This window comes from Acinetobacter sp. GSS19 (assembly GCF_028621895.1).
Lineage (GTDB): Bacteria > Pseudomonadota > Gammaproteobacteria > Pseudomonadales > Moraxellaceae > Acinetobacter.
This window is the reverse complement of record NZ_CP117520.1, coordinates 447,770-467,377: the sequence shown is the minus strand read 5'-3', so window position 1 is coordinate 467,377 and position 19,608 is coordinate 447,770. Positions and strand designations below refer to the sequence as shown.

General features: G+C 45.6%; 17 protein-coding genes and 1 tRNA gene. 8 read left to right on the top strand and 10 right to left on the bottom strand.

Features of this window, described 5'->3' with window-relative positions; genetic code table 11:
* The 6 genes from PGW99_RS02360 to PGW99_RS02335 form a co-directional block, all read right to left on the bottom strand.
* Window positions 1-810: a polysaccharide deacetylase family protein gene (locus PGW99_RS02360; RefSeq protein WP_273778504.1), complete on the bottom strand. Its 810-nt coding sequence runs from the start codon at window positions 808-810 to the stop codon at window positions 1-3.
* A gap of 12 nt (window positions 811-822) precedes the next feature.
* Complete coding sequence (locus tag PGW99_RS02355) at window positions 823-1,716, bottom strand: mitochondrial fission ELM1 family protein (RefSeq protein WP_273778503.1); 894 nt, start codon at window positions 1,714-1,716, stop codon at window positions 823-825.
* Window positions 1,717-1,777: 61 nt separating this feature from the next.
* Window positions 1,778-2,704 carry a branched-chain amino acid transaminase gene (locus tag PGW99_RS02350; protein ID WP_273778502.1) on the bottom strand — a complete coding sequence of 309 codons (927 nt, stop codon included), beginning with the start codon at window positions 2,702-2,704 and terminating at the stop codon, window positions 1,778-1,780.
* Between the two features lie 26 nt (window positions 2,705-2,730).
* Window positions 2,731-5,475 carry a bifunctional [glutamate--ammonia ligase]-adenylyl-L-tyrosine phosphorylase/[glutamate--ammonia-ligase] adenylyltransferase gene (gene glnE, locus PGW99_RS02345; protein WP_273778501.1) on the bottom strand — a complete coding sequence of 915 codons (2,745 nt, stop codon included), beginning with the start codon at window positions 5,473-5,475 and terminating at the stop codon, window positions 2,731-2,733.
* A 66-nt stretch (window positions 5,476-5,541) separates the two neighbouring features.
* On the bottom strand, window positions 5,542-6,828 hold the full coding sequence (locus PGW99_RS02340) for a sensor histidine kinase (protein ID WP_273778500.1): 1,287 nt from the start codon (window positions 6,826-6,828) through the stop codon (window positions 5,542-5,544).
* A gap of 488 nt (window positions 6,829-7,316) precedes the next feature.
* A complete protein-coding gene (locus PGW99_RS02335; protein WP_273778499.1) occupies window positions 7,317-8,003 on the bottom strand; it encodes a hypothetical protein in 687 nt (228 codons plus the stop codon).
* 109 nt (window positions 8,004-8,112) lie between these two features.
* On the opposite strand from PGW99_RS02335, the gene PGW99_RS02330 reads away from it, so the two are divergent.
* A protein-coding gene (locus tag PGW99_RS02330) for an IS3 family transposase (protein WP_100223103.1) occupies window positions 8,113-9,251 on the top strand; the annotation gives its coding sequence in 2 pieces (ribosomal slippage) (window positions 8,113-8,371 and window positions 8,371-9,251; 1,140 coding nt in all).
* Here the strand turns inward: PGW99_RS02330 and PGW99_RS02325 are convergent.
* Complete coding sequence (locus PGW99_RS02325) at window positions 9,243-9,554, bottom strand: Arm DNA-binding domain-containing protein (RefSeq protein WP_273778498.1); 312 nt, start codon at window positions 9,552-9,554, stop codon at window positions 9,243-9,245. The two genes, PGW99_RS02330 and PGW99_RS02325, sit on opposite strands and share 9 nt — an antisense overlap.
* Window positions 9,555-9,739: 185 nt before the next feature.
* Window positions 9,740-9,826 (bottom strand) — tRNA-Leu (locus PGW99_RS02320).
* Window positions 9,827-10,016: 190 nt separating this feature from the next.
* Between PGW99_RS02320 and queA the strand changes: the two genes are divergently transcribed.
* The 7 genes from queA to secF all read left to right on the top strand — a co-directional run bounded on the left by queA (window position 10,017) and on the right by secF (window position 17,339).
* Window positions 10,017-11,048: a tRNA preQ1(34) S-adenosylmethionine ribosyltransferase-isomerase QueA gene (gene queA, locus PGW99_RS02315; RefSeq protein WP_273778497.1), complete on the top strand. Its 1,032-nt coding sequence runs from the start codon at window positions 10,017-10,019 to the stop codon at window positions 11,046-11,048.
* A gap of 8 nt (window positions 11,049-11,056) precedes the next feature.
* The gene (locus PGW99_RS02310; RefSeq protein ID WP_273778496.1) at window positions 11,057-12,085 is read left to right on the top strand and encodes a hypothetical protein; all 1,029 of its coding nucleotides are present in this window, start codon (window positions 11,057-11,059) and stop codon (window positions 12,083-12,085) included.
* A 20-nt stretch (window positions 12,086-12,105) separates the two neighbouring features.
* Window positions 12,106-12,669 (top strand): LemA family protein, encoded by a 564-nt coding sequence (locus PGW99_RS02305; RefSeq protein ID WP_273778494.1) that lies wholly within the window; start codon window positions 12,106-12,108, stop codon window positions 12,667-12,669.
* 178 nt (window positions 12,670-12,847) lie between these two features.
* A complete protein-coding gene (gene tgt / locus PGW99_RS02300) occupies window positions 12,848-13,978 on the top strand; it encodes a tRNA guanosine(34) transglycosylase Tgt (RefSeq protein WP_273778493.1) in 1,131 nt (376 codons plus the stop codon).
* 102 nt (window positions 13,979-14,080) lie between these two features.
* Window positions 14,081-14,410: a preprotein translocase subunit YajC gene (yajC, locus tag PGW99_RS02295; protein ID WP_273778491.1), complete on the top strand. Its 330-nt coding sequence runs from the start codon at window positions 14,081-14,083 to the stop codon at window positions 14,408-14,410.
* A 53-nt stretch (window positions 14,411-14,463) separates the two neighbouring features.
* Window positions 14,464-16,362, top strand: coding sequence for a protein translocase subunit SecD (gene secD / locus PGW99_RS02290; protein WP_273778490.1), 1,899 nt, complete (start codon window positions 14,464-14,466; stop codon window positions 16,360-16,362).
* 8 nt (window positions 16,363-16,370) lie between these two features.
* Window positions 16,371-17,339 (top strand): protein translocase subunit SecF, encoded by a 969-nt coding sequence (gene secF, locus PGW99_RS02285; protein WP_273778489.1) that lies wholly within the window; start codon window positions 16,371-16,373, stop codon window positions 17,337-17,339.
* Between the two features lie 46 nt (window positions 17,340-17,385).
* Here the strand turns inward: secF and PGW99_RS02280 are convergent, their stop codons facing one another.
* Both PGW99_RS02280 and der read right to left on the bottom strand, forming a co-directional pair.
* Complete coding sequence (locus PGW99_RS02280; protein WP_273778488.1) at window positions 17,386-18,018, bottom strand: 4'-phosphopantetheinyl transferase family protein; 633 nt, start codon at window positions 18,016-18,018, stop codon at window positions 17,386-17,388.
* A gap of 98 nt (window positions 18,019-18,116) precedes the next feature.
* Window positions 18,117-19,526, bottom strand: a complete 1,410-nt coding sequence (der, locus tag PGW99_RS02275) for a ribosome biogenesis GTPase Der (RefSeq protein ID WP_273778487.1) — start codon at window positions 19,524-19,526, stop codon at window positions 18,117-18,119.
* Window positions 19,527-19,608 lie beyond the last annotated feature (82 nt).

Below are 19,608 nucleotides of genomic sequence, written 5' to 3'. Positions count from 1 at the left end.
TTAACCTTCTCGGGAACCCAGCTTTAAACGTAATTTAAAAGCAAATAATGTATCCTTTCCACTGACCTTGATTCTTTGCAGCTGCATAAAATCAGGATCGACTGAATCAATCCCTTCTTGGGTCGTCACTGCATTGTGATAGCCGGCTTGCCGAGCCAGCTCAACATCACGTACACTATAAATACCAAACGGGTAAGCAAAACTGTTCACTGGTTGCTGGATGAGTTGCTCTAACTGGTGCTTAGATTCAACCAATTCTTTTAAACATTCTTCATCACTGAGTTTATCCAGATTGGCATGGGTCAAGGTATGTGAACCAATTTCTACCCAACCACTCTGCGCCAAAAATTGGACTTGCTGATCATTCAGTTTAGGTTCTTTTGCCAACTCACCACTATTATGATGAGCTTTTTTATAGGTCGACCAGTCACGATCATGACGATCCACAACGACATAGATCGTTGCCTTAGCCTGATATTTTTCTAAAATCGGATAGGCATTTTCCAAATTATCCAGATAACCATCATCAAAGGTAATAGCCACGGTTTTTTCTGGATGTTTGCCCCAATTTTCCTGTAATTCCTGCATGGTGACAAAATGAAAACCTTGCGCTTTCATCCAAGCCACCTGTTTTTCAAATTCAGCTGGTTTCACACGCAATTTATTGAATTTCGCACCATCGATAGGCTCACGTACCATGTGATACATTAATACACGTGGTTGTTTCCAATTCACTGCTGGTTTCCACCATGCATATTTATAACTGAATACAATCAACAAAATCAGGAACAGTAGCAAAAAATAAATCACAAGATCGTCTCGTTATTTTTGAGATAACAGGTATGTTGCCACACGCTCTGCTTCTTTAAAAGTTGCGGGTGATTTAAGTTCCTTCTGTCTGGTATTCAATGAAATATCTTCTCGTTGCATCAATTCTTGAATGGAACGAATGATCCGATCCTGCTTCAACCGATCCAACTCAATCACCCCAACCTTACACCCTGCAGTCAATGCCTCATAAATCATCGAAATACTGTCCTCAGTGACCCAAACTGCCTCAGCCTGTTGCATCTGCTCAAAAATCCAGCCCTGTGGCGTTTGCCCTACAGGAAAAATCTGTATTTTTTTTGCATAGTCCTGTTGTGACAACAACGGTAGAAATTCTGCGGGCGTACGTCGGGATGTCGTCAGGATAATTTCTGCGTCTGGATTATTTACTATGATTTTTTCGAGCACTTGCAGCACTTTCTGGTCATTCCATTGATGACGTTTTGAATTACCGCCGAGTGCGATCAGAATCTGATTCGGTATATGCCGCTGTTCATTCACAATCGGGTTTAATGCCCCTTTAGTCACAATCACATGGTCGGATGCCGGAATTCCATCATGTTCTGGAATCACCGCATAATCAAAGCAAGCGATGGGTAAACTCGGTTTCATCAAGATCACGGTTTTAGCAGTTGGGAAAATTTTTCCCAATAGCCAGACACGCAAATGTGTATGACTGCCTACCCCAAAAATGAAAGTTGGTGTTGGGGTGATGCCATCAAGCTGATGGGAAAATAAAGCGGAGAACAAATCCAGTAATGACAACTCCTGAAGTGGAATTTCCTGAAAACTCACATCGACTACACTTTGTCTTTGCATTGCCTGATATAGCCCTAACGCCTGTGAACGGTGTCCGGCTTTTCCATCACTGACATAGACAATATGCATAACATCTTCCCAATAAAAAAGGCGAAACTTACGCTTCGCCTTTAAATGATAGCCGATCGACTTATTTAACGTAAGTTAACCAGTGCTCATATTTCGGATTTTTACCTTGAACCGCATCAAAGAAGGTTTGCTGGATTTGAGTGGTGATTGGACCACGTGAACCGCAACCAATTTCACGGTCATCATATTCACGGATTGGGGTCACTTCTGCAGCAGTACCGGTAAAGAATGCTTCGTCAGCGATATAGAATTCATCACGAGTAATACGGCGCTCAACGACCTCATAGCCAAGATCTTTAGCAATCGTAATTACGGTTTGACGGGTAATACCATCCAGTGCACCACCGGCGATATCAGGGGTATGTAACACACCATCTTTCACTAGGAACACGTTCTCGCCAGAACCCTGACAAACGTAGCCTTGCGGATCCATTAGCATGGCTTCGTCATAACCGGCATGGGCTACTTCTTGGTGTGCCAAAATAGACAAAGTGTAGTTACCTGATGCCTTAGCCTTACACATGGTCACGTTTGGATGATGGTGCGTGAATGAAGAAGTTTTCACACGAATGCCTTTCGCCATGGCTTCTTCACCAAGGTAAGCACCCCAACCCCATGCTGCAACTGCAGCGTGAATAGTGTTGTTGGTCGCGGCAATACCCAATTTCTCTGAACCGATCCAGATCAATGGACGTAAGTAGCAAGATGCAAGTTTGTTTTCACGTACCACATCAATTTGTGCCTGTTCGAGTGCAGCCTGATCAAATGGCACTTTCATTTGATAAATTTTTGCAGAATTCAACAAACGCTTCGTATGGTCTTGAAGACGGAAAATCGCGGTGCCTTTAGGAGTTTCATACGCACGGACACCTTCAAAGACACCCATACTGTAATGCAACGTATGCGTGAGGACATGAATTTTGGCATCGCGCCAATCAACCATTTGTCCATCTTGCCAAATAAAACCATCACGATCAGCCAAATTCATGGCACACACTCCAAATTTTTACACAATCATTCACTATCCAATGCAGGTGCAGTTGGATCAATTAATCTTTGCCATAACTTGCAAACGATCTCTCGGGTATCGTGCCAGTCCGCAGCATTCACTTGCATGGATTGATTTGCAAGGGCTAGACGGTGGCTCTCGGCTCGTTCACGTAGATAAGCGTGCATTAATGCTGTGGCATCTTCACTGGATAAGCAGCCTGCTTTAGCAGCATCTTCAAGAATTCTTACATTGTCGGAATAATGGGCGAGATCTGGTTTCGACCCACTCCATGCAAGCACCATATACTGTGCCATAAATTCGATGTCAACGATACCACCTGCATCCTGTTTTAAATGAAAAATTCCATGTTTTTTTTGCTCTTGGGATGAACCCAGATGGTCTTTCATTTTCTGGCGCATCTGCAACACTTCTGCCCGCACCTCAGCTTCATCACGAGGCTGGGTCAAGATGCGACAGCGTAATGCTTCAAACTGCTGGCGCAAGTCCTGATCACCGGCAATCGAGCGCGCACGTACCAAAGCCTGATGCTCCCAAAGCCAGGCACTTTTTAACTGGTATTGCTCATATGCTTTTAAACTGGTGACCAGCATACCCGCCTCCCCAGAAGGGCGCAGACGAGTATCAATCTCATAAACCCGGCCATCCAAGGTCTGTGTGGTCATCAAGGACAAGAATTTTTGGGCTACCCGAATGGCAAACTCTGCCCCACTAATCGACTTCGCACCATCCGTTTCACTTTGCTCATCAAAGTAATGGATAAATACCAGATCCAGATCCGAACCATAACCCAGCTCAATCCCCCCCAACTTACCATAACCCACCACAGCAAAGGCTTTTCGATCCAGACTGCAACGCTGACCATCGACATCTTGCGGATAACCATGTTTTTTCGCCACGATCTGATAGGCCAAATTCAGCGCAGCATTCACCGAAACTTCAGCAATATCAGTTAGAGCATCTGAAACTTTCATCAAATGGCTTTCTGCCAGTACGTCACTCGCTGCCACCGCCAAGACATTCGATTTTTTAAACAGACGCAAAACCCGCATCTGATCTTCGACCTGATCAATTTCGATACGCAACAGTTGCTGGCGTAACGAATCCTCCAGATCCTTGCGTTTTGGCAATTCAAAATCCATCGACAGGAATTCATCCAGCAGAACCGGATAATGTGTCAGCTCTTCGCAGATCCAGGGGCTCACCGTCGCCATTTTCACCAGACGCTGCAATGCCCCTTTACTTTCGATCAGCATGACCAGATAAACAGTACGGCGAAGTACGGATTCCACCAATGGCATTAAACGCAATAAGGCCATCTGTGGATGTTCAGACTGTAAAATTGCTTCAATCAAATGCGGCCAGAAAGTTTTCAAGCGCTGAATAGCTTTGGCGGGCAGCTTTTTGATAGCATGCCCATTCCAGAACTCATACACCAAATTTCGGGCATTTTCATCCAGTACAGCATTCAAACGTTCTTCCAGCTGACCAAAACTCGCGCTGAGTGAAGGTGCTTCATCCTTGATCAAGTGCTCAAACTGATATGTGACTTTGGCACGCTTTTGATTAAGCAGCTGTAAAAATTCATCCCAAGAGGCGAAGCCCAAAGTATCCACAATTCGCTGCCGCAAATCTGGTTCCGCAGGCAAAGACTGGGTCTGATTGTCATTTAAAGCCTGGATCGCGTGTTCCACACGACGCAGAAAGAGATAGGCGTCCTCAAGTTCCTGTACCGCAGTTTGCTCCAGCAGGCCAACTTCACCTAAATGATGCAAGCTGACTAAACATTGACGATCCTGAAGTTCCAGCTTGGAACCGCCATAAATGAGCTGAAACACCTGGACAATAAATTCGACTTCACGAATTCCACCCGCGCCTAGTTTAATGTCATCGGCGATATTACGACGCATGACTTCACGCTCAATCATCGCCTTCATTTCACGCATGGCTTCAAAGGCAGTGTAATCGACATATTTGCGGAACACGAATGGACGAGTCATTTCCATCAACTCATGCCCTGCTTGGCCACCCGTAACAATCCGGGCTTTAATCCAGGCGTAACGTTCCCACTCACGACCATGCTGGCTGAGATATTTTTCCAAGGCCACATGACTGATTGCCAATGCCGAACCATCGCCCCAAGGACGCAAACGCATATCTACCCGGAAAACAAAGCCTTCAGCCGTAATGTGATCCAGCAAATAAATTAGCTTCTGTCCCCATAAAATACAGAACTGCTGCACATCGATGCACTTACGGCCATTGGTTTCGCCCTGTTCATCAAAGGCAAAAATCAGATCAATATCACTCGACAGATTGAGTTCCTGTGCGCCCAGTTTTCCCATTGCCACTACGATCAGGTCTTGCACCTGTCCGGAATAACCAATCGGTTCACCATGTTTGGCAACCAGTGGTGCACGGGCAAATTCTTTAGCTGCACAAATTGCGGCATCGGCAAAATCAGACAATTCTCGCGTCAGGGTTACCACATCCGTCAACTGGTTGGCATCCTGCCAGATCCAGCGAAACATCAGGCAGGCACGGAGTGCACGCATCTTGCGCATCCATTCGGCTTCATCCTGGATATCCGTCAAAACAGAATAGATACGTTGTTGAATTTGTAGCGTCGATAAAGTCCCAGCAAACTGATCGAGTGTGTAATCTTGTTCTAATTGTGCAGGATATAATCCTAAAACCTGTTCAGCATATTGACTGGCACGTAATGTTTTTTGTAACTGCTGGGTATCCATAACACCCCCTTAACCTGAATATTTTTATGTAGTTATAGCAGGTGAAAACGGAGTTTGGGAAATGAATTATGCCATTTTTACCGAGGGATCGATTTGGTTTTCTGAGGATTGTTCATCATTTAGACACTGAGCACTCTCTTGTACAGCAGGCAACAGCACCGTAAAAAGACTTCCTTCACCCTCTTTCGAAGTCACGTGAATTTCCCCATGGTTCAGGTCAATAAACCGCTTACACAGCACCAACCCAAGCCCGGTTCCTTTCTCCCCAGCCGTTCCCTGAAAGCTGACCGCAATTTGCGGTTCAAACAATTTAGCCAGCTGAGCCTCCGTCATGCCCAGACCAGTATCTTGAATCATAATCTCGACCTGCTGTTCTCGCTGTCGCGCAGAGATCACCACCTTGCCACTCCCATCCATATGGGTAAATTTCAGCGCATTCGAAACCAGATTTTGAATGACCGAGGTGATCATATTGATATCGGCAAAGACTTTAAGTTCATCAGGGACTTGATCAATCAGTTGGATATGTTTTCTTACCGCCAAGGAATTCAATACCGAACAAACAATATTTGATACCTGTTTCAGGTTAAAACTAATCGGATGATAGACAAAACGCCCACCCTCGGCCATTGCCCAATTCAGCAGGCCTTCTAACAAGTTATAGGTCGACTGCGCAGTATCATGTAAATAATCAGCGATATTTTGGATTGCAGGTTCATCGAGCGTTTCAAGTTCCAGAGCCAACACCTCGGAAAACCCTAGCAGACCATGAAACGGCGCACGCAAATCATGTGCGATTACCTGCAAAAATTTCGTCTTACTAAAATTGAGGGCACGTTGCTGCTCATACAAGTCTTGTAATTCTGCATGCTCAAATTTCAGAGTCAGATAAGGAACCAAACTCGCACTAAATTCACTGACGAGCTGTTTCTGCTCAGCGCTAAAGCGATGAGGCTGCTCATCGAAAAAAACCACTTGTCCGATAGAACCATGATCTGCTTTCTGTAAATCTATGGCCAACGCACGTTGATGGATCACGCCCAGCTGTCGCAAATGGGTACAAAAGTCGGCATAGCGTGGATGTGATTCATCCATCATAAACTGACCCGCAAAGAAAGGCGCAAGCGTTGTATTTGGTTGTGCCCGTACAGCATGGAACTGGTTAGGAGCTGCATGCCAGAAATAAGGTTCATCATGAAAAAAAAGTAGTGCTTTTTCTGCAGAGAGCATTTTACGCGCCAGGTTTAAAAAACCCTCAACCTGATTATGCGGAGTAAAGACGCCTAATAGGAGGGAAAGTCTGCATGCACTGAGCTGATCGGCCTGACCAATCTCTAATAAGGCTAATCCCATGCTTTCCCTCATCCAGTGACTTAACAAAACCTCTACAACAGATAATTGCAATAAGGCTCATAGAGCATTGCAAATTTCTTACTGAATGACAATAAAAAAACATCAACGCAAGAGTTATCTTGGAAGATTTTTGATTTAAAATTTAGGGTTTTTAACATATCTTAAAGAACTTAAGATATGGTCCGAGGGTCGGACTCGAACCGACACGTCATCTCTGAATAAAATCAGTTAGTTGTACGCCAATCCACATACCCCAGGTACTCAACTGGGTACTCATTTAACAAGATGAGTCAATCGATCATTATTTAATCAACAGACACTTTTTGTTAAGAATTAACCCACCTTAAGCGAGACTATAGAATCCCTACCTATTACGCGAGAATTTAAAGAAGAGGCTATCAACATTCAAGGATACTGAAAGCACTCCTCTTCATATAAATCAATTCAATTACAAATCGTCAAATAGCACTAAGAGTAGAGGTAGTTCATCATGGATTTAACATTGAACACGCCTGTTCCCTGGTAATATTAGGGTAGAGTGTAAAATCAGCAGTAGCTCCCCCTGAGCCAGTAGACAGTGAATATGCTGCAAACACATTAACTTTACCTAACGAACTTAACTCATATACATTTGTATAATTGGCTCCATCTGTAGGGTCTTCACATACTTTGGTAAAAGCTATTCCCGCTTGCGCAAGCGAAGCTAAAGGATCAAAGTCACAGTCACGGAATTTTTCACCAAAACAACTCCAAGAGTTTCTATGTTCTTGCTCTATTCCTGGCATTCCTGGGAAAAATTGAATTGCTTCAACGCCGAATTTAGGATCCCTAGAGGATTTATACATCACCGCCCAAGGTAGTTCGTATTCACGCTCTGCCAGTATTTTAGCCACTCTACCCTGGACATTAATCCTCATCACCCCTTTTCTGGAATAGTCATAGTCTTGAACATGAGTCTTATCCAACCAGATCACATGTGGGTTGTTTGCTTGATAGTTCCAACGAACCCCTGTATTTAAAATGTCTGTTTGTGTAGGCATAAATTCTTTAATGGCTTCACCCAATTCAATGGAAGGTAAGTTTTGAATATTGGCATCACCATAAACACCTAAAGAAGGATCCATTGGCACGGGTTGAGGAGCCTGCACAATCTCCTGCTCTACACTTTGAGACAATCCAGTATTTTCTATAGGTGAAGTATCTGCTGGTTTGACAGGTATCTGTGGACTGCCACCACTCTCCTAGACAAATTTCGTCTATTCTTTTTGCATAGGAGAGAACATTATGAGTGGACAACGATACACCCCAGAATTTAAAGATGAAGCTGTTAAATTGATTACCGAACGTGGATATTCTGTCACTGATGTGGCTGAACGTTTAGGTGTATCACAGCACAGCATTTATAAATGGCTAAAGGCCGTACAGCCTTTACGCAACAACCCTGATGAACATGAACTACTCGAAGCAAAGAAAGAGATCCTTCGTCTTAAAAGTCAGCTTAAGCAAACTGAAGAAGAGCGAGATATCTTAAAAAAGGCCGCAAGGTACTTTGCAAGCCTGCCCGAGTAAAGTATCAGTTTATCCTTGAGTACAGCCATCAATTTAAGATTAAAACGATGTGTCGGGTTCTTAAGATTGCTCGTGCTGGCTATTACGCCTGGCTACATGAACCCGAATCAGGCAGAACAATTGAAGACAAACGGTTATTACAACTGATCCGCTCTTCTTATGATGCCAGTTATGGCATCTATGGTTATCGTCGCATCACGCTGGATCTTAAAGAGCTAGGTGAAAGCTGTGGCCCCAATCGTGTGCTGAAGATCATGAAGAACAATGGCATTGCCGCTGTTCGAGGATATAAAAAGCATAAAAGTTATGGTTGTGGCCGTCCTCCGATTGTGCCACCAAATCACTTAAATCGAGAGTTCGCTGTGAGCACCCCTGATACTTCCTGGGTGACTGATATTACCTACATCCGTACTTGGCAAGGCTGGTTATATCTGGCTGTGGTTCTCGATTTATATTCAAGGAAAGTCATCGGTTGGTCAATGAAACCTACGCTTGCCAAGGATATCGTTTTGGATGCACTTTTAATGGCGGTATGGCGACGCAGACCCAATGAACCTGTGATCATACACTCAGACCAAGGCTCACAATACAGTAGCGGAGACTGGCAGAAATTCTGTCAAAAGCATAATTTAGTTCCGAGTATGAGTCGTCGTGGAAACTGTTGGGACAATGCTGTTGCTGAATCCTTTTTTAGTAGTTTAAAGAAGGAAAGAATTAAAAAGAGGATCTATAAAACACGAGAAATGGCCCGTGCGGATGTGTTTGATTATATCGAGATGTTTTACAATCGAATCAGGCGTCATTCGCATCTCGATGGGATGAGCCCAGAAGCATTTGAGACAGCTTCAAAATGAGGCGGTCTCATGTCTAGGATACTGGGAGCAGTCCACCTCGTGCAGATCTACTCCCTCAGCTAGATACCTACGATATTCACTTCGTTTATCTCTAGCGAAGGCTAACTTAATTTCAGGGTAACTCCCTATCGTAATTTTATGAGTTTTACCTAATGCCGTGCAGTAGCTAAAAACCCAAGTCTTACTGCCTGATGGTCTAACTCTTAAATACAGCCCAGCGCCGTCGAAGAGATTGTAGTCTTTGTCTTTTGGTTTAGCTGCTTCAACTTGAGATGCTGTTAATGGTTTTATAGTCTTTGCCATGAGCTTCCAGAATAAGAACCCAAAATATCTCTGGGTACTTATACGGGTACTCATTATTGTCTGCAACCTACCCATTTTTGGGTAAGTAGAATGTAGAAGAATCTCTGGAATTTGCGGTAAGCCATTGAATTACAGGCAATAAAAAACCCTAAACCTTTCATACCAGTTTAGGGTTTCTTGAATCTTGGTCCCGAGGGTCGGACTCGAACCGACACGTCATCTCTGACAGCGGATTTTGAGTCCGCCGCGTCTACCAATTTCACCACCTCGGGAAGAGAAGGTTTGTAGCTTGTGATGCGTATAATACTCGGTTTTTTTTCACTGTCAATCACAACACAATACCAGTTGATTACTTTTAAACCATAAAGACTATTTTTGTACTAAAAATCAGCAAATCCGCCGTTTTTAAAGGGAAATGTTTATAATGCCGGATAATTTTCTGCTCTATTCCCTATCAAAATCATGCAACTTTCTGATTTTAGCTTTGATCTTCCGGACGAACTTATTGCACGTTATCCCCTTGCAGAACGCAGCGCGTCTCGCCTGCTGCATCTTGATGCGACAGGTCAGTATCACGACCTGCTCTTTAAAGATCTAGTTGAGCTGTTAAATCCGGGTGACCTTTTAGTCTTGAATGACACAAAAGTTATGAAAGCACGCCTAAAAGGGAAACGAGCCAGTGGCGGTGCAGTTGAAGTTTTGGTAGAACGCCTGCTAGATCAGCATGTTGCCCATTGTCATATCAAAGCCAGCAACTCCCCAAAAGCCGGGGTAGAATTATTTATTGGCCCGGATGCCATCAAAGTGACCGTACAGGGCCGTCATGAAAATCTGTATATCGTAGAATTTTCACAACCCATTCTCGATGTGCTAGATCAATATGGTCAACTGCCGATCCCACCTTATTTCAATCGCGAAGCGGAAGCGATTGATACTGAGCGCTATCAGACGGTATTTCATGATCCGACTAAAATCGCCAGTGTGGCTGCACCCACTGCCAGCTTGCATTTCGATGAAGCATTACTGACCGCACTGCAAAACAAAGGCATCGAACAAACCTTCGTGACTTTACATGTGGGTGCCGGTACGTTTATGCCGGTACGTACCGATGATATTGCCAATCACGTCATGCACAGCGAATGGTGTCAAGTACCTGAAACAGCCGTAGAAAAAATTCGTGCTGCCAAAGCACGTGGCAACAAGGTGATCGCTGTGGGTACTACTGCAACCCGTGCTGTAGAAAGTGCCGCACAAGCGCATGGGGGTGAACTTGCGGCTTGGAGTGGAGATACACAAATTTTTATTTATCCAGGTTATGAGTTTAAGGTGGTGGATCGTCTGATCACCAATTTTCATTTACCGGAGTCTACCCTGCTCATGCTGGTTTCAGCACTCTCTAGCCGGGACAACATCTTACGTGCATATGAACATGCTGTGGCCGAACGCTATCGCTTCTTCAGTTATGGCGATGCCATGCTGATCGATAAAGTCTGAGTACCCTCATGCCGATCGACGATATCAAGCGCACGATTCACCTGCGTCGCAGAAAGAACCAGCGAGTCATGCAAAATGTCGCTCGGCTTTGGGAACTAGGCGAACAAGCGCAATCCCATCAAGAACTTTTGGAAGGTTTACATCCTTGGGGGACAGATAATCAGCTACGTTTTGACAATGTGCTTCCCATCCTGCTGGCTGTGATTGCAGGATGTTGTTTACTCAGTATCTGGATTCTACCAGCAGGTCTCCCGTCACATCTGGCCTTCTGGCTGGCACTTGGCCTTGGATTCTACAGCTATCTCACTTATGAACAGAGCATGCCGATTGCTGAGGTCATCGAGTTTCTTGAGCAACAAACTATTACTCAAAAATATAGTTTGCAGTTTTACCAGACACCCGCACATATCAGCATTCCGGTACAACCCTCTCTCTTTCAGTCCTATCTGAAAAATCTGTTCCCCCTCTTTCAGCAGGGTCAGGTGTCAAACACCATTCCCGTCTATGCCAGCACTGTCTGGACTGATGATCAGGGACAGCAATACCCCGTACTGCTATTTCAATATCATTTCGTCAATGAAATCCGCGTGCGGGATCGGAACGGCAACGAAACCAAAGTCAAAGAAGTTCATAAAGATCTTTGGGGCGTGTTTATTTTTCAGGTCGCTGCACAAGGTTTGGCCGTCACGTCTTCCCGCAAAACATTTGAGTTTCCGTACCTGCATGACTGGCATACCAGCGACATCCAAATCAACCAGAAATTACGGATTTTTGGTGCCGATCCCCTGCAGCTGGCCAAAACACTGACTCCCGCGATGGTACTGCGTCTCGATCAATTGTTTGCAACACGTTCCGGCGATTTACTCCTGCACCCGGAACAGCAAGTGTTATGCTTTTTGGGTGAGCAGGATCTTTTTAAAATTGCCACAAAAGCGCAGAATATCGATGATATTTCCAAATTGCGCGGCCATTTGCGGACTTTCCGTCTGGCGGAATATGAGAACTTACAACGCGACTTAATCGCGTTTTTAAAATAACGATACATCGAGGTTTTTTTATGGGGCTAATCATTTTCTTGCTGCTGATGCTGGCATTTGGCATTGCAGCCATCGTGATTCGTAACAATATTATTCGTCATCACAACGCGACACAGCGTGCCTGGGCGGATGTCGCCACCTATGAACGCCAGAAAGTCAAAGTGCTGGACGGCCTGGCACCACTGGTGGAACAATATGCCGGTTTTGAAAAAGGCACACTGGAAAAAGTCACCGAGTTACGCCAGCAAATCATGACGTTGAATCTGGACAACACCGATATTTCACAGTTACAACGCATCGAGTCGCTCAATAAAGAACTGATGCAAAGCCTGCATGTAGTGGTCGAGAATTATCCTGAACTGAAAGCCAATGAAGTCTATCTGCGCATGATGAACGAAATTGATGAGCAGAATGAGAATGTCAGCGCGGCGATTAGTATTTTCAACCGCAATGTTGAATTATTTAACAATCATATCCAGATTTTCCCAAACAATATCGTGAACACTGTTACAGCGGGGAAAAAACCGATCCGTTCTTTCCGCGACAACAACCTGCAAAATTTTGACTACCGTCCTAATTTTTAACGCTCTGCACCACCGATCTGCAATGCAATTCAAGCGCCTTTCAGGCGCTTTTTCTCTGCTGAAAATTTACCGGGCGCTTACATTTAACAGTGGCACTCGGGGGCAGAATCAAGGACAATAACGCTCTTTGACAGAAATTAATCAGCGAACTGTTTTTTCGCCTTGATTTGGATGCGGTATGGAATTTGAAAAATTAGGCCAGTCGGGTCGCGCCCGTCGTGGTCGTCTCACCCTTGAACACGGCGTGGTTGAAACTCCTGTTTTTATGCCTGTGGGCACCTATGGTACGGTCAAAGGCATGTTGCCTCGTGATATTGAAGAAATTCAGGCACAAATTATTTTAGGCAATACTTTCCACTTATATCTCCGTCCAGGTCTAGAAGTCATCAAAGAACATGGTGGCCTGCATGAGTTTATTAAATGGAACAAGCCGATTCTGACCGATTCAGGTGGTTTCCAGGTGTTTAGCTTAGGCGCCATGCGCAAAATCAAAGAAGAAGGCGTGACCTTCCGCTCACCGATTGATGGTTCCAAAGTGTTTTTATCCCCTGAAATCTCGATGGATATTCAGCACACCCTGAATTCTGACATCGTCATGATTTTTGATGAATGCACGCCTTATCCAGCCACCCATGAAGAAGCGCAAAAATCACTGCAACTGTCTTTACGCTGGGCGAAACGCTGTAAAACTCAACATCATGACGTGCTGAACAATAAAAATGCCCTGTTCGGTATTATTCAGGGCGGAATGTATGAAGATTTACGCGATGAATCCCTCAACGGCCTGCTAGAAATCGGTTTTGACGGCTATGCGATTGGCGGTCTATCCGTTGGCGAACCCAAAGAGGAAATGATTAAGGTTCTAGATTATTTACCGCACAAAATGCCAGAGGACAAACCACGTTACCTGATGGGCGTCGGAAAACCGGAAGATATCGTGGAAGCGGTGCGCCGCGGGGTCGATATGTTTGACTGCGTGATGCCAACGCGTAATGCACGTAATGGCCATTACTTTGTCACCGATGGTTTGGTACGTATCCGTAACAGCAAGTATCGTCACGATCAAAGTCCACTGGATCCACACTGCGATTGCTATACCTGCCAGAACTTCACCCGTGCTTATCTCTTCCACCTGGAAAAATGCGGTGAAATGTTGGCTTCGATGCTAGGTACAATCCACAATCTGCGCTACTACCAACGCCTGACTCAAGGCATGCGAGATGCGCTGGATAACGGCACCTTTGATGAATTCGTCACAGACTTTTATGCACGCCGTGGTCTCGAAGTTCCCCCTTGTCCAGTGGACTGATCCGGGCAAATTTGCGCTCAACGCAAAGACAGGGTAAATTGCAGAACAAGTCGAATCACGTCATCCTTTGACGACAATTTTAGTTAAATTTAGGAATATAAAATGAGCCTGTTTATTTCTACTGCTCACGCTGCTGGCGAAGCTGCTCAACAACCAAGTCTGGTAGCAAACCTGCTGATGATTGCAGCATTCGTTGCAATCTTCTACTTCTTGATCTGGCGTCCACAAGCAAAACGTGCCAAAGAGCACCGTACTTTGGTGGAAAGCCTGGGTGTAGGCAGTGAAGTGGTATTTGCAGGTGGTTTAATGGGTAAAATTACCAAGATTGAAGGTGACTTCGCTGCAGTTGAATTGAGCCATGGCGTAGAGGTCAAAATCCAGCGTGCCAGCGTGATTTCAGTCTTGCCTGAAGGCACCTTAAATAACATCTAATCAAAAAACAGTCGTGCACACCGCACGGCTTTTTCATTTTAAGAAGAAAGCAAATGCGTTATCCAGCATGGAAATATCTACTGATCATTGTCGTACTTGTGATCAGTACATTATACGCACTGCCAAGTTTGTACCCTGATGAACCTGCTGTGCAGATCTCAGGTGCTAAGGCGGGCACTCAGATTGATCAGAGTGTGGTACAAAAAGCAGCGCAAATTTTAAAAAGCGAAAATATTAGTACGCACGATAATAGCTTCACCAATAATGCCGCTCTGTTACGTCTTGATTCTACCGAAGCCCAGCTTAAAGCCAAGGATGCCTTACGCCGTGGTCTAGGTGAAAACTACGTGGTGGCTTTAAACCTTGCACCGACGACGCCAGAATGGCTACAGAAAATTGGTGCAAAACCGATGAAGCTCGGTCTCGACTTGCGTGGTGGTGTTCACTTTTTGCTTGAAGTGGATATGGATAAGGCCATCCAGCAACGTCTAGAAACCTCGGCGACAGATTTACGCCGCCAGTTACGTGACAACAAAATTAAATTCAACAGTCTCAGTCTGAATAACAATGCCATCACTGTTCAGTTTGCCAATAATGCAGACCGTACAGCCGCGATGGACTTCCTGCGCAGCAATGGCAATGAATTTACCCAGCAGGCACTTGCGACTGCCAATGGCTCAATGCTGAAATTGACGTATAGCGATGTACGCAAACAGGAAATTCAGTCCTATGCCGTCAACCAGAACTTAACCACATTACGTAACCGTATTAACGAACTCGGTGTGGCGGAAGCACTGGTACAAACCCAAGGTAGCAACCGTATTGTAGTGGAACTACCAGGGGTACAGGATACTGCTGAGGCGAAACGTGTTCTCGGTCGTACTGCAAACCTTGAATTCCGCTTGGTGTCTGATCTGAATGATCAATATATCGATCCTTATACCGGTAAAGCCAATCAGCCGCTGCCACCGGGTACCGAAGCATTTGCCTATCGTTCACTAGATAGCGGTCAACAGCTCCTGTTAAACCGTAACCGTATCTTGACCGGTGAGCGTGTACAAAATGCCAGCTCTGGTTTTAGCCAGGATACGGGCGGCGCTGAAGTCAACATTACCCTGGACAGTGCCGGCGGTAAACTGATGGCAGATGCAACGCGTAATGCTGTGGGCAAACGTATGGCTGTTCTGTTTATTGAGAACAAACAAAAAATCAGCTATGTGACCGATCCAAAAACCGGTGTTCAAACTGAAGTACGGACTCCATATGCTGAATCGGTCGTCATTAATGCTGCGACTGTACAAGCCGTGCTGGGCTCACAATTCCGTATTACCGGCCTGGATTCACCACAAGAAGCAGCTGAACTGGCCTTGATGTTACGTGCGGGTGCCCTTGCTGCACCAATGTACTTCGTCGAAGAACGTGTTGTTGGTCCAAGCCTCGGTCAGGAAAATATTGATAAAGGCGTCCTTTCAACACAAATCGGTTTCTTACTGGTTGCGATCTGGATGGTGGTGTTCTTCCGCTTGTTCGGTCTGATTGCCAACTTTGCTCTGGTGTTTAACCTCGCGATGATCTTAACCGTCATGTCCTGGATTGGTGCTTCACTAACCCTACCAGGGATTGCCGGTATCGTGATCACCATCGGTATGGCGGTCGATGCCAACGTTCTGATCTGCGAACGGATCAGGGAAGAAATGAAATGGGGGGCCTCGCCAAAACAGGCGATTGTGGCGGGTTATGACCGCGCCTATAACACCATTTTTGACTCCAACCTGACGACGTTCCTCGTTGCGTTCATTCTGTTTGCGATTGGTTCTGGCCCGATTAAAGGTTTTGCGGTCACGTTGATGATCGGTATCGTCTGCTCGATGTTTACCGCGATTACCGTAACCCGTGCCATTGTGCAGCTCATTTATGGCAAACGCCGTAATTTGAGCAAGTTGAGCATATAAGGAGATCTATGATGACTGATGTGACTCAAGCACAAAAAGCCAAACAATATGGTCGCCCAGATGATGAGCGCGTGATTGACTTTATGAAGATTGCTCGCCCTGCGGCAATCCTCTCGATCATTCTGACTTTGGCCAGCCTGTTTTTTATCGCGACCAAAGGTCTAAATTTAGGTCTCGACTTTACTGGCGGTATCTCGGCAGAGCTGAACTACCAAAAGGCTGTCAATCAGGCCGAAGTTGTGCAGGCCTTAGACAAGGCTGGTTTTAAAGATGCTGTGGTGCAAACTCTGGGCAGTAATACCGATCTGATTGTGCGTATGCCAGTGCAGGATGTGAAAGTTGAAGACCTGAACAACAGCTTGAATAAAGCGATCCAATTACCGGGTAATACGGCTACCTTGCATAAGGTGGACTCTGTCGGTGGTCAGGTCGGGAATGAGCTCTATATCCGTTCTGCAGGGGCTGTTGCATTGGCACTATTACTGATGCTGGTATATGTGACCATCCGCTTTGAACTCAAAATGGCGATTGGTGCAGTACTCTCCCTGTTCCACGACATTATCATGACCTTGGGTATTTTTGCCCTGATGCAGTGGCCATTTGACCTAACGGTGTTGGCGGCGGTATTGGCCGTGATCGGTTTCTCGCTCAACGATAACATCGTGGTATCGGATCGTATCCGGGAAAACTTCCGTAAAATTCGTGGTGCTGAACCGCGTGAAATCGTCAATATTGCCTTGACTGAAACCTTACGCCGTACCATTCATACCTCGATGACCCTGTTACTGGTCGTGGTTGCCATGATGGTTCTCGGGGGTGAAGGACTACGCTGGTTCTCCGTCGCGATGTTTGTCGGTGTATTTGTCGGAACCTACTCTTCGATTTATATCGGAACTGCTTTTGCCTTATGGCGTGGCCTGAACCGTCAAGACTTTATCGTGCAAGTCAAACCAGAATTTGAGGATGATTTACCTTAATCCGGTTGCACTTTGTTCATTTAAGCCCATCTCCGGATGGGCTTTTTTAATGCTGAAACAATTCGATTTGCGGCCAGCTCGATTCAGTTTGCCCCTCCCCAAGACACCAGGCAACTGTCAGCATGACCTGATTCAACACAAAGTTCTGATAAGCAACCTTGCCTAACCAGACATGCTCAATCTGCCCTGTATCTTGTGTGGGATGCACTTGGGTATTCAGTTCATTCAGGCTCAGGCGAATACCTACCCCATGTGCTTTTAACACCGCCTCCTTAGTCGTCCAAACCTTAAACCAGTAATGACGATCCTCATCCAAGGCTTTCCAGGTGGCATATTCTTCAGGATGAAAGGCATGCTGTGCCAAGGCATCCATCCGTACACGGCGGTTGAGATCCTCAACGTCTACGCCCACATGGGCATGCTGTACACTGCTGACCAACGCATAATGCTGCTGGCTATGCGAGTGGTTAAATGCCAAAATCTGATTTTTCAGATAGGGCTTACCATGAAGCGTATTGGCAAAACTATCCTGCTCAACCCGCTGACCACTCAACTGACTCAAGCATTGGTTGCGATAGGCATAAATTGCCTGTTTACGCTGCTGGATCATGGTCGGACGGGGCAAGGATACATCCGGCTGATAAATTAGGTCTAAGGCACATAGATCAATGCGTAGCATCTCTGATTCCCCATCACAACTTGCAGGTGAGTATAGGTGTTTTTCCAGCAAAATAAAAAAAGCCCAAACGTAGTTTGGGCTTTGCTAGCGCTGAAAACTTAGCGTTTAAACTTTTTCTCAGCTTTTTTAAACTTCTGGATATAACGGCGGCGACGTGCGGCAGTACGCTCATCCACTTGCGACTTACGCCCTTCAAACGGGTTTTCCGAAGTTTTGAAATCGATACGAACCGGTGTACCTTCCAGTTTGTAAACTTTACGGAACACGTTTTCCAGATAACGGCGATAGTCTGCCGGCGTTTTATCTACCTTGTTACCATGGATAACAATCGTCGGTGGGTTTTGTCCACCCATATGCGCATAACGCATTTTAATGCGGCGGCCAGAAACCATCGGTGGTTGATGCGCTTCAGTGGCATCATTCAAAATCTGGGTCAGTTTCGCTGGTGATACTTTCAGATGTGAAGAATCATAAGCGCGATGAATCGACGGATACATCTCGCCGACACCGGTACCATGCAAAGCAGAAATCAGGTGAATTTTCGCCCATGGAATAAAGTCGAAACGGCGCTCTACATCGAGCTTACATTGTTTGCGATCATATTCGGACATATTGTCCCATTTGTTGATCGCAATCACCATGGCACGGCCCGCTTCTAGTGCATAACCAATGAGGTGCAAGTCCTGCTCGACAATTCCCTCACGGGCATCAACGACAATCACCACCACATGCGCATCTTTCATCGCCTGCAAGGTTTTTACGATTGAGAATTTCTCAATCATTTCATCCACTTTACCTTTACGGCGCACACCTGCAGTATCAATCAGGGTGTACTGACGACCATCACGCTCAAAAGGAATATAGATTGAGTCACGAGTGGTTCCCGGCTGGTCAAAGGCAACAACGCGCTCTTCACCCAATAGACGGTTCACCAGCGTCGATTTACCCACGTTTGGACGACCAATAATCGCCAGACGCAAGCCAGTGTTCTTGTCATGTTCTTCTGGATTTTCATCTTCAGGCACATCAGCCAAGACTTCTTCCAGCATTTGCTGTACACCGCGGCCATGGCTCGCAGCCACTTGCATCGGCTCGCCCATACCGAGTTTATAAAACTCAACCAGTGCAGCTTCTGCATGCACGCCATCCACTTTGTTGGCGACCAGAAAAACTTTTTTACCTAAAGTACGCAGTTCACGGGCGATCTGTTCATCAGAGGCAAGCAGTCCAGCACGGGCATCGACCACAAAAATGATCATGTCGGCTTCATGAATGGCGGTTTTAGACTGCTCCGCCATATAGGAGTCAATACCCCCTTCATTTTCACCAATACCGCCGGTATCGACCACGATGAATGACTTATTCTGATAGACAGCATCACCATATTTACGGTCACGGGTCAGACCGGCAAAGTCGGCCACAAGTGCATCACGACTTTTGGTAATCTGGTTAAACAACGTTGATTTTCCGACGTTCGGACGACCAATGAGCGCAATTACGGGTTTCATAGATTAACCTTTATTCAAGATCAGCCAGTGAGACTGGTCTGAACATCAGAAACAATAGCAAAAATAATAAATTAGATAATTA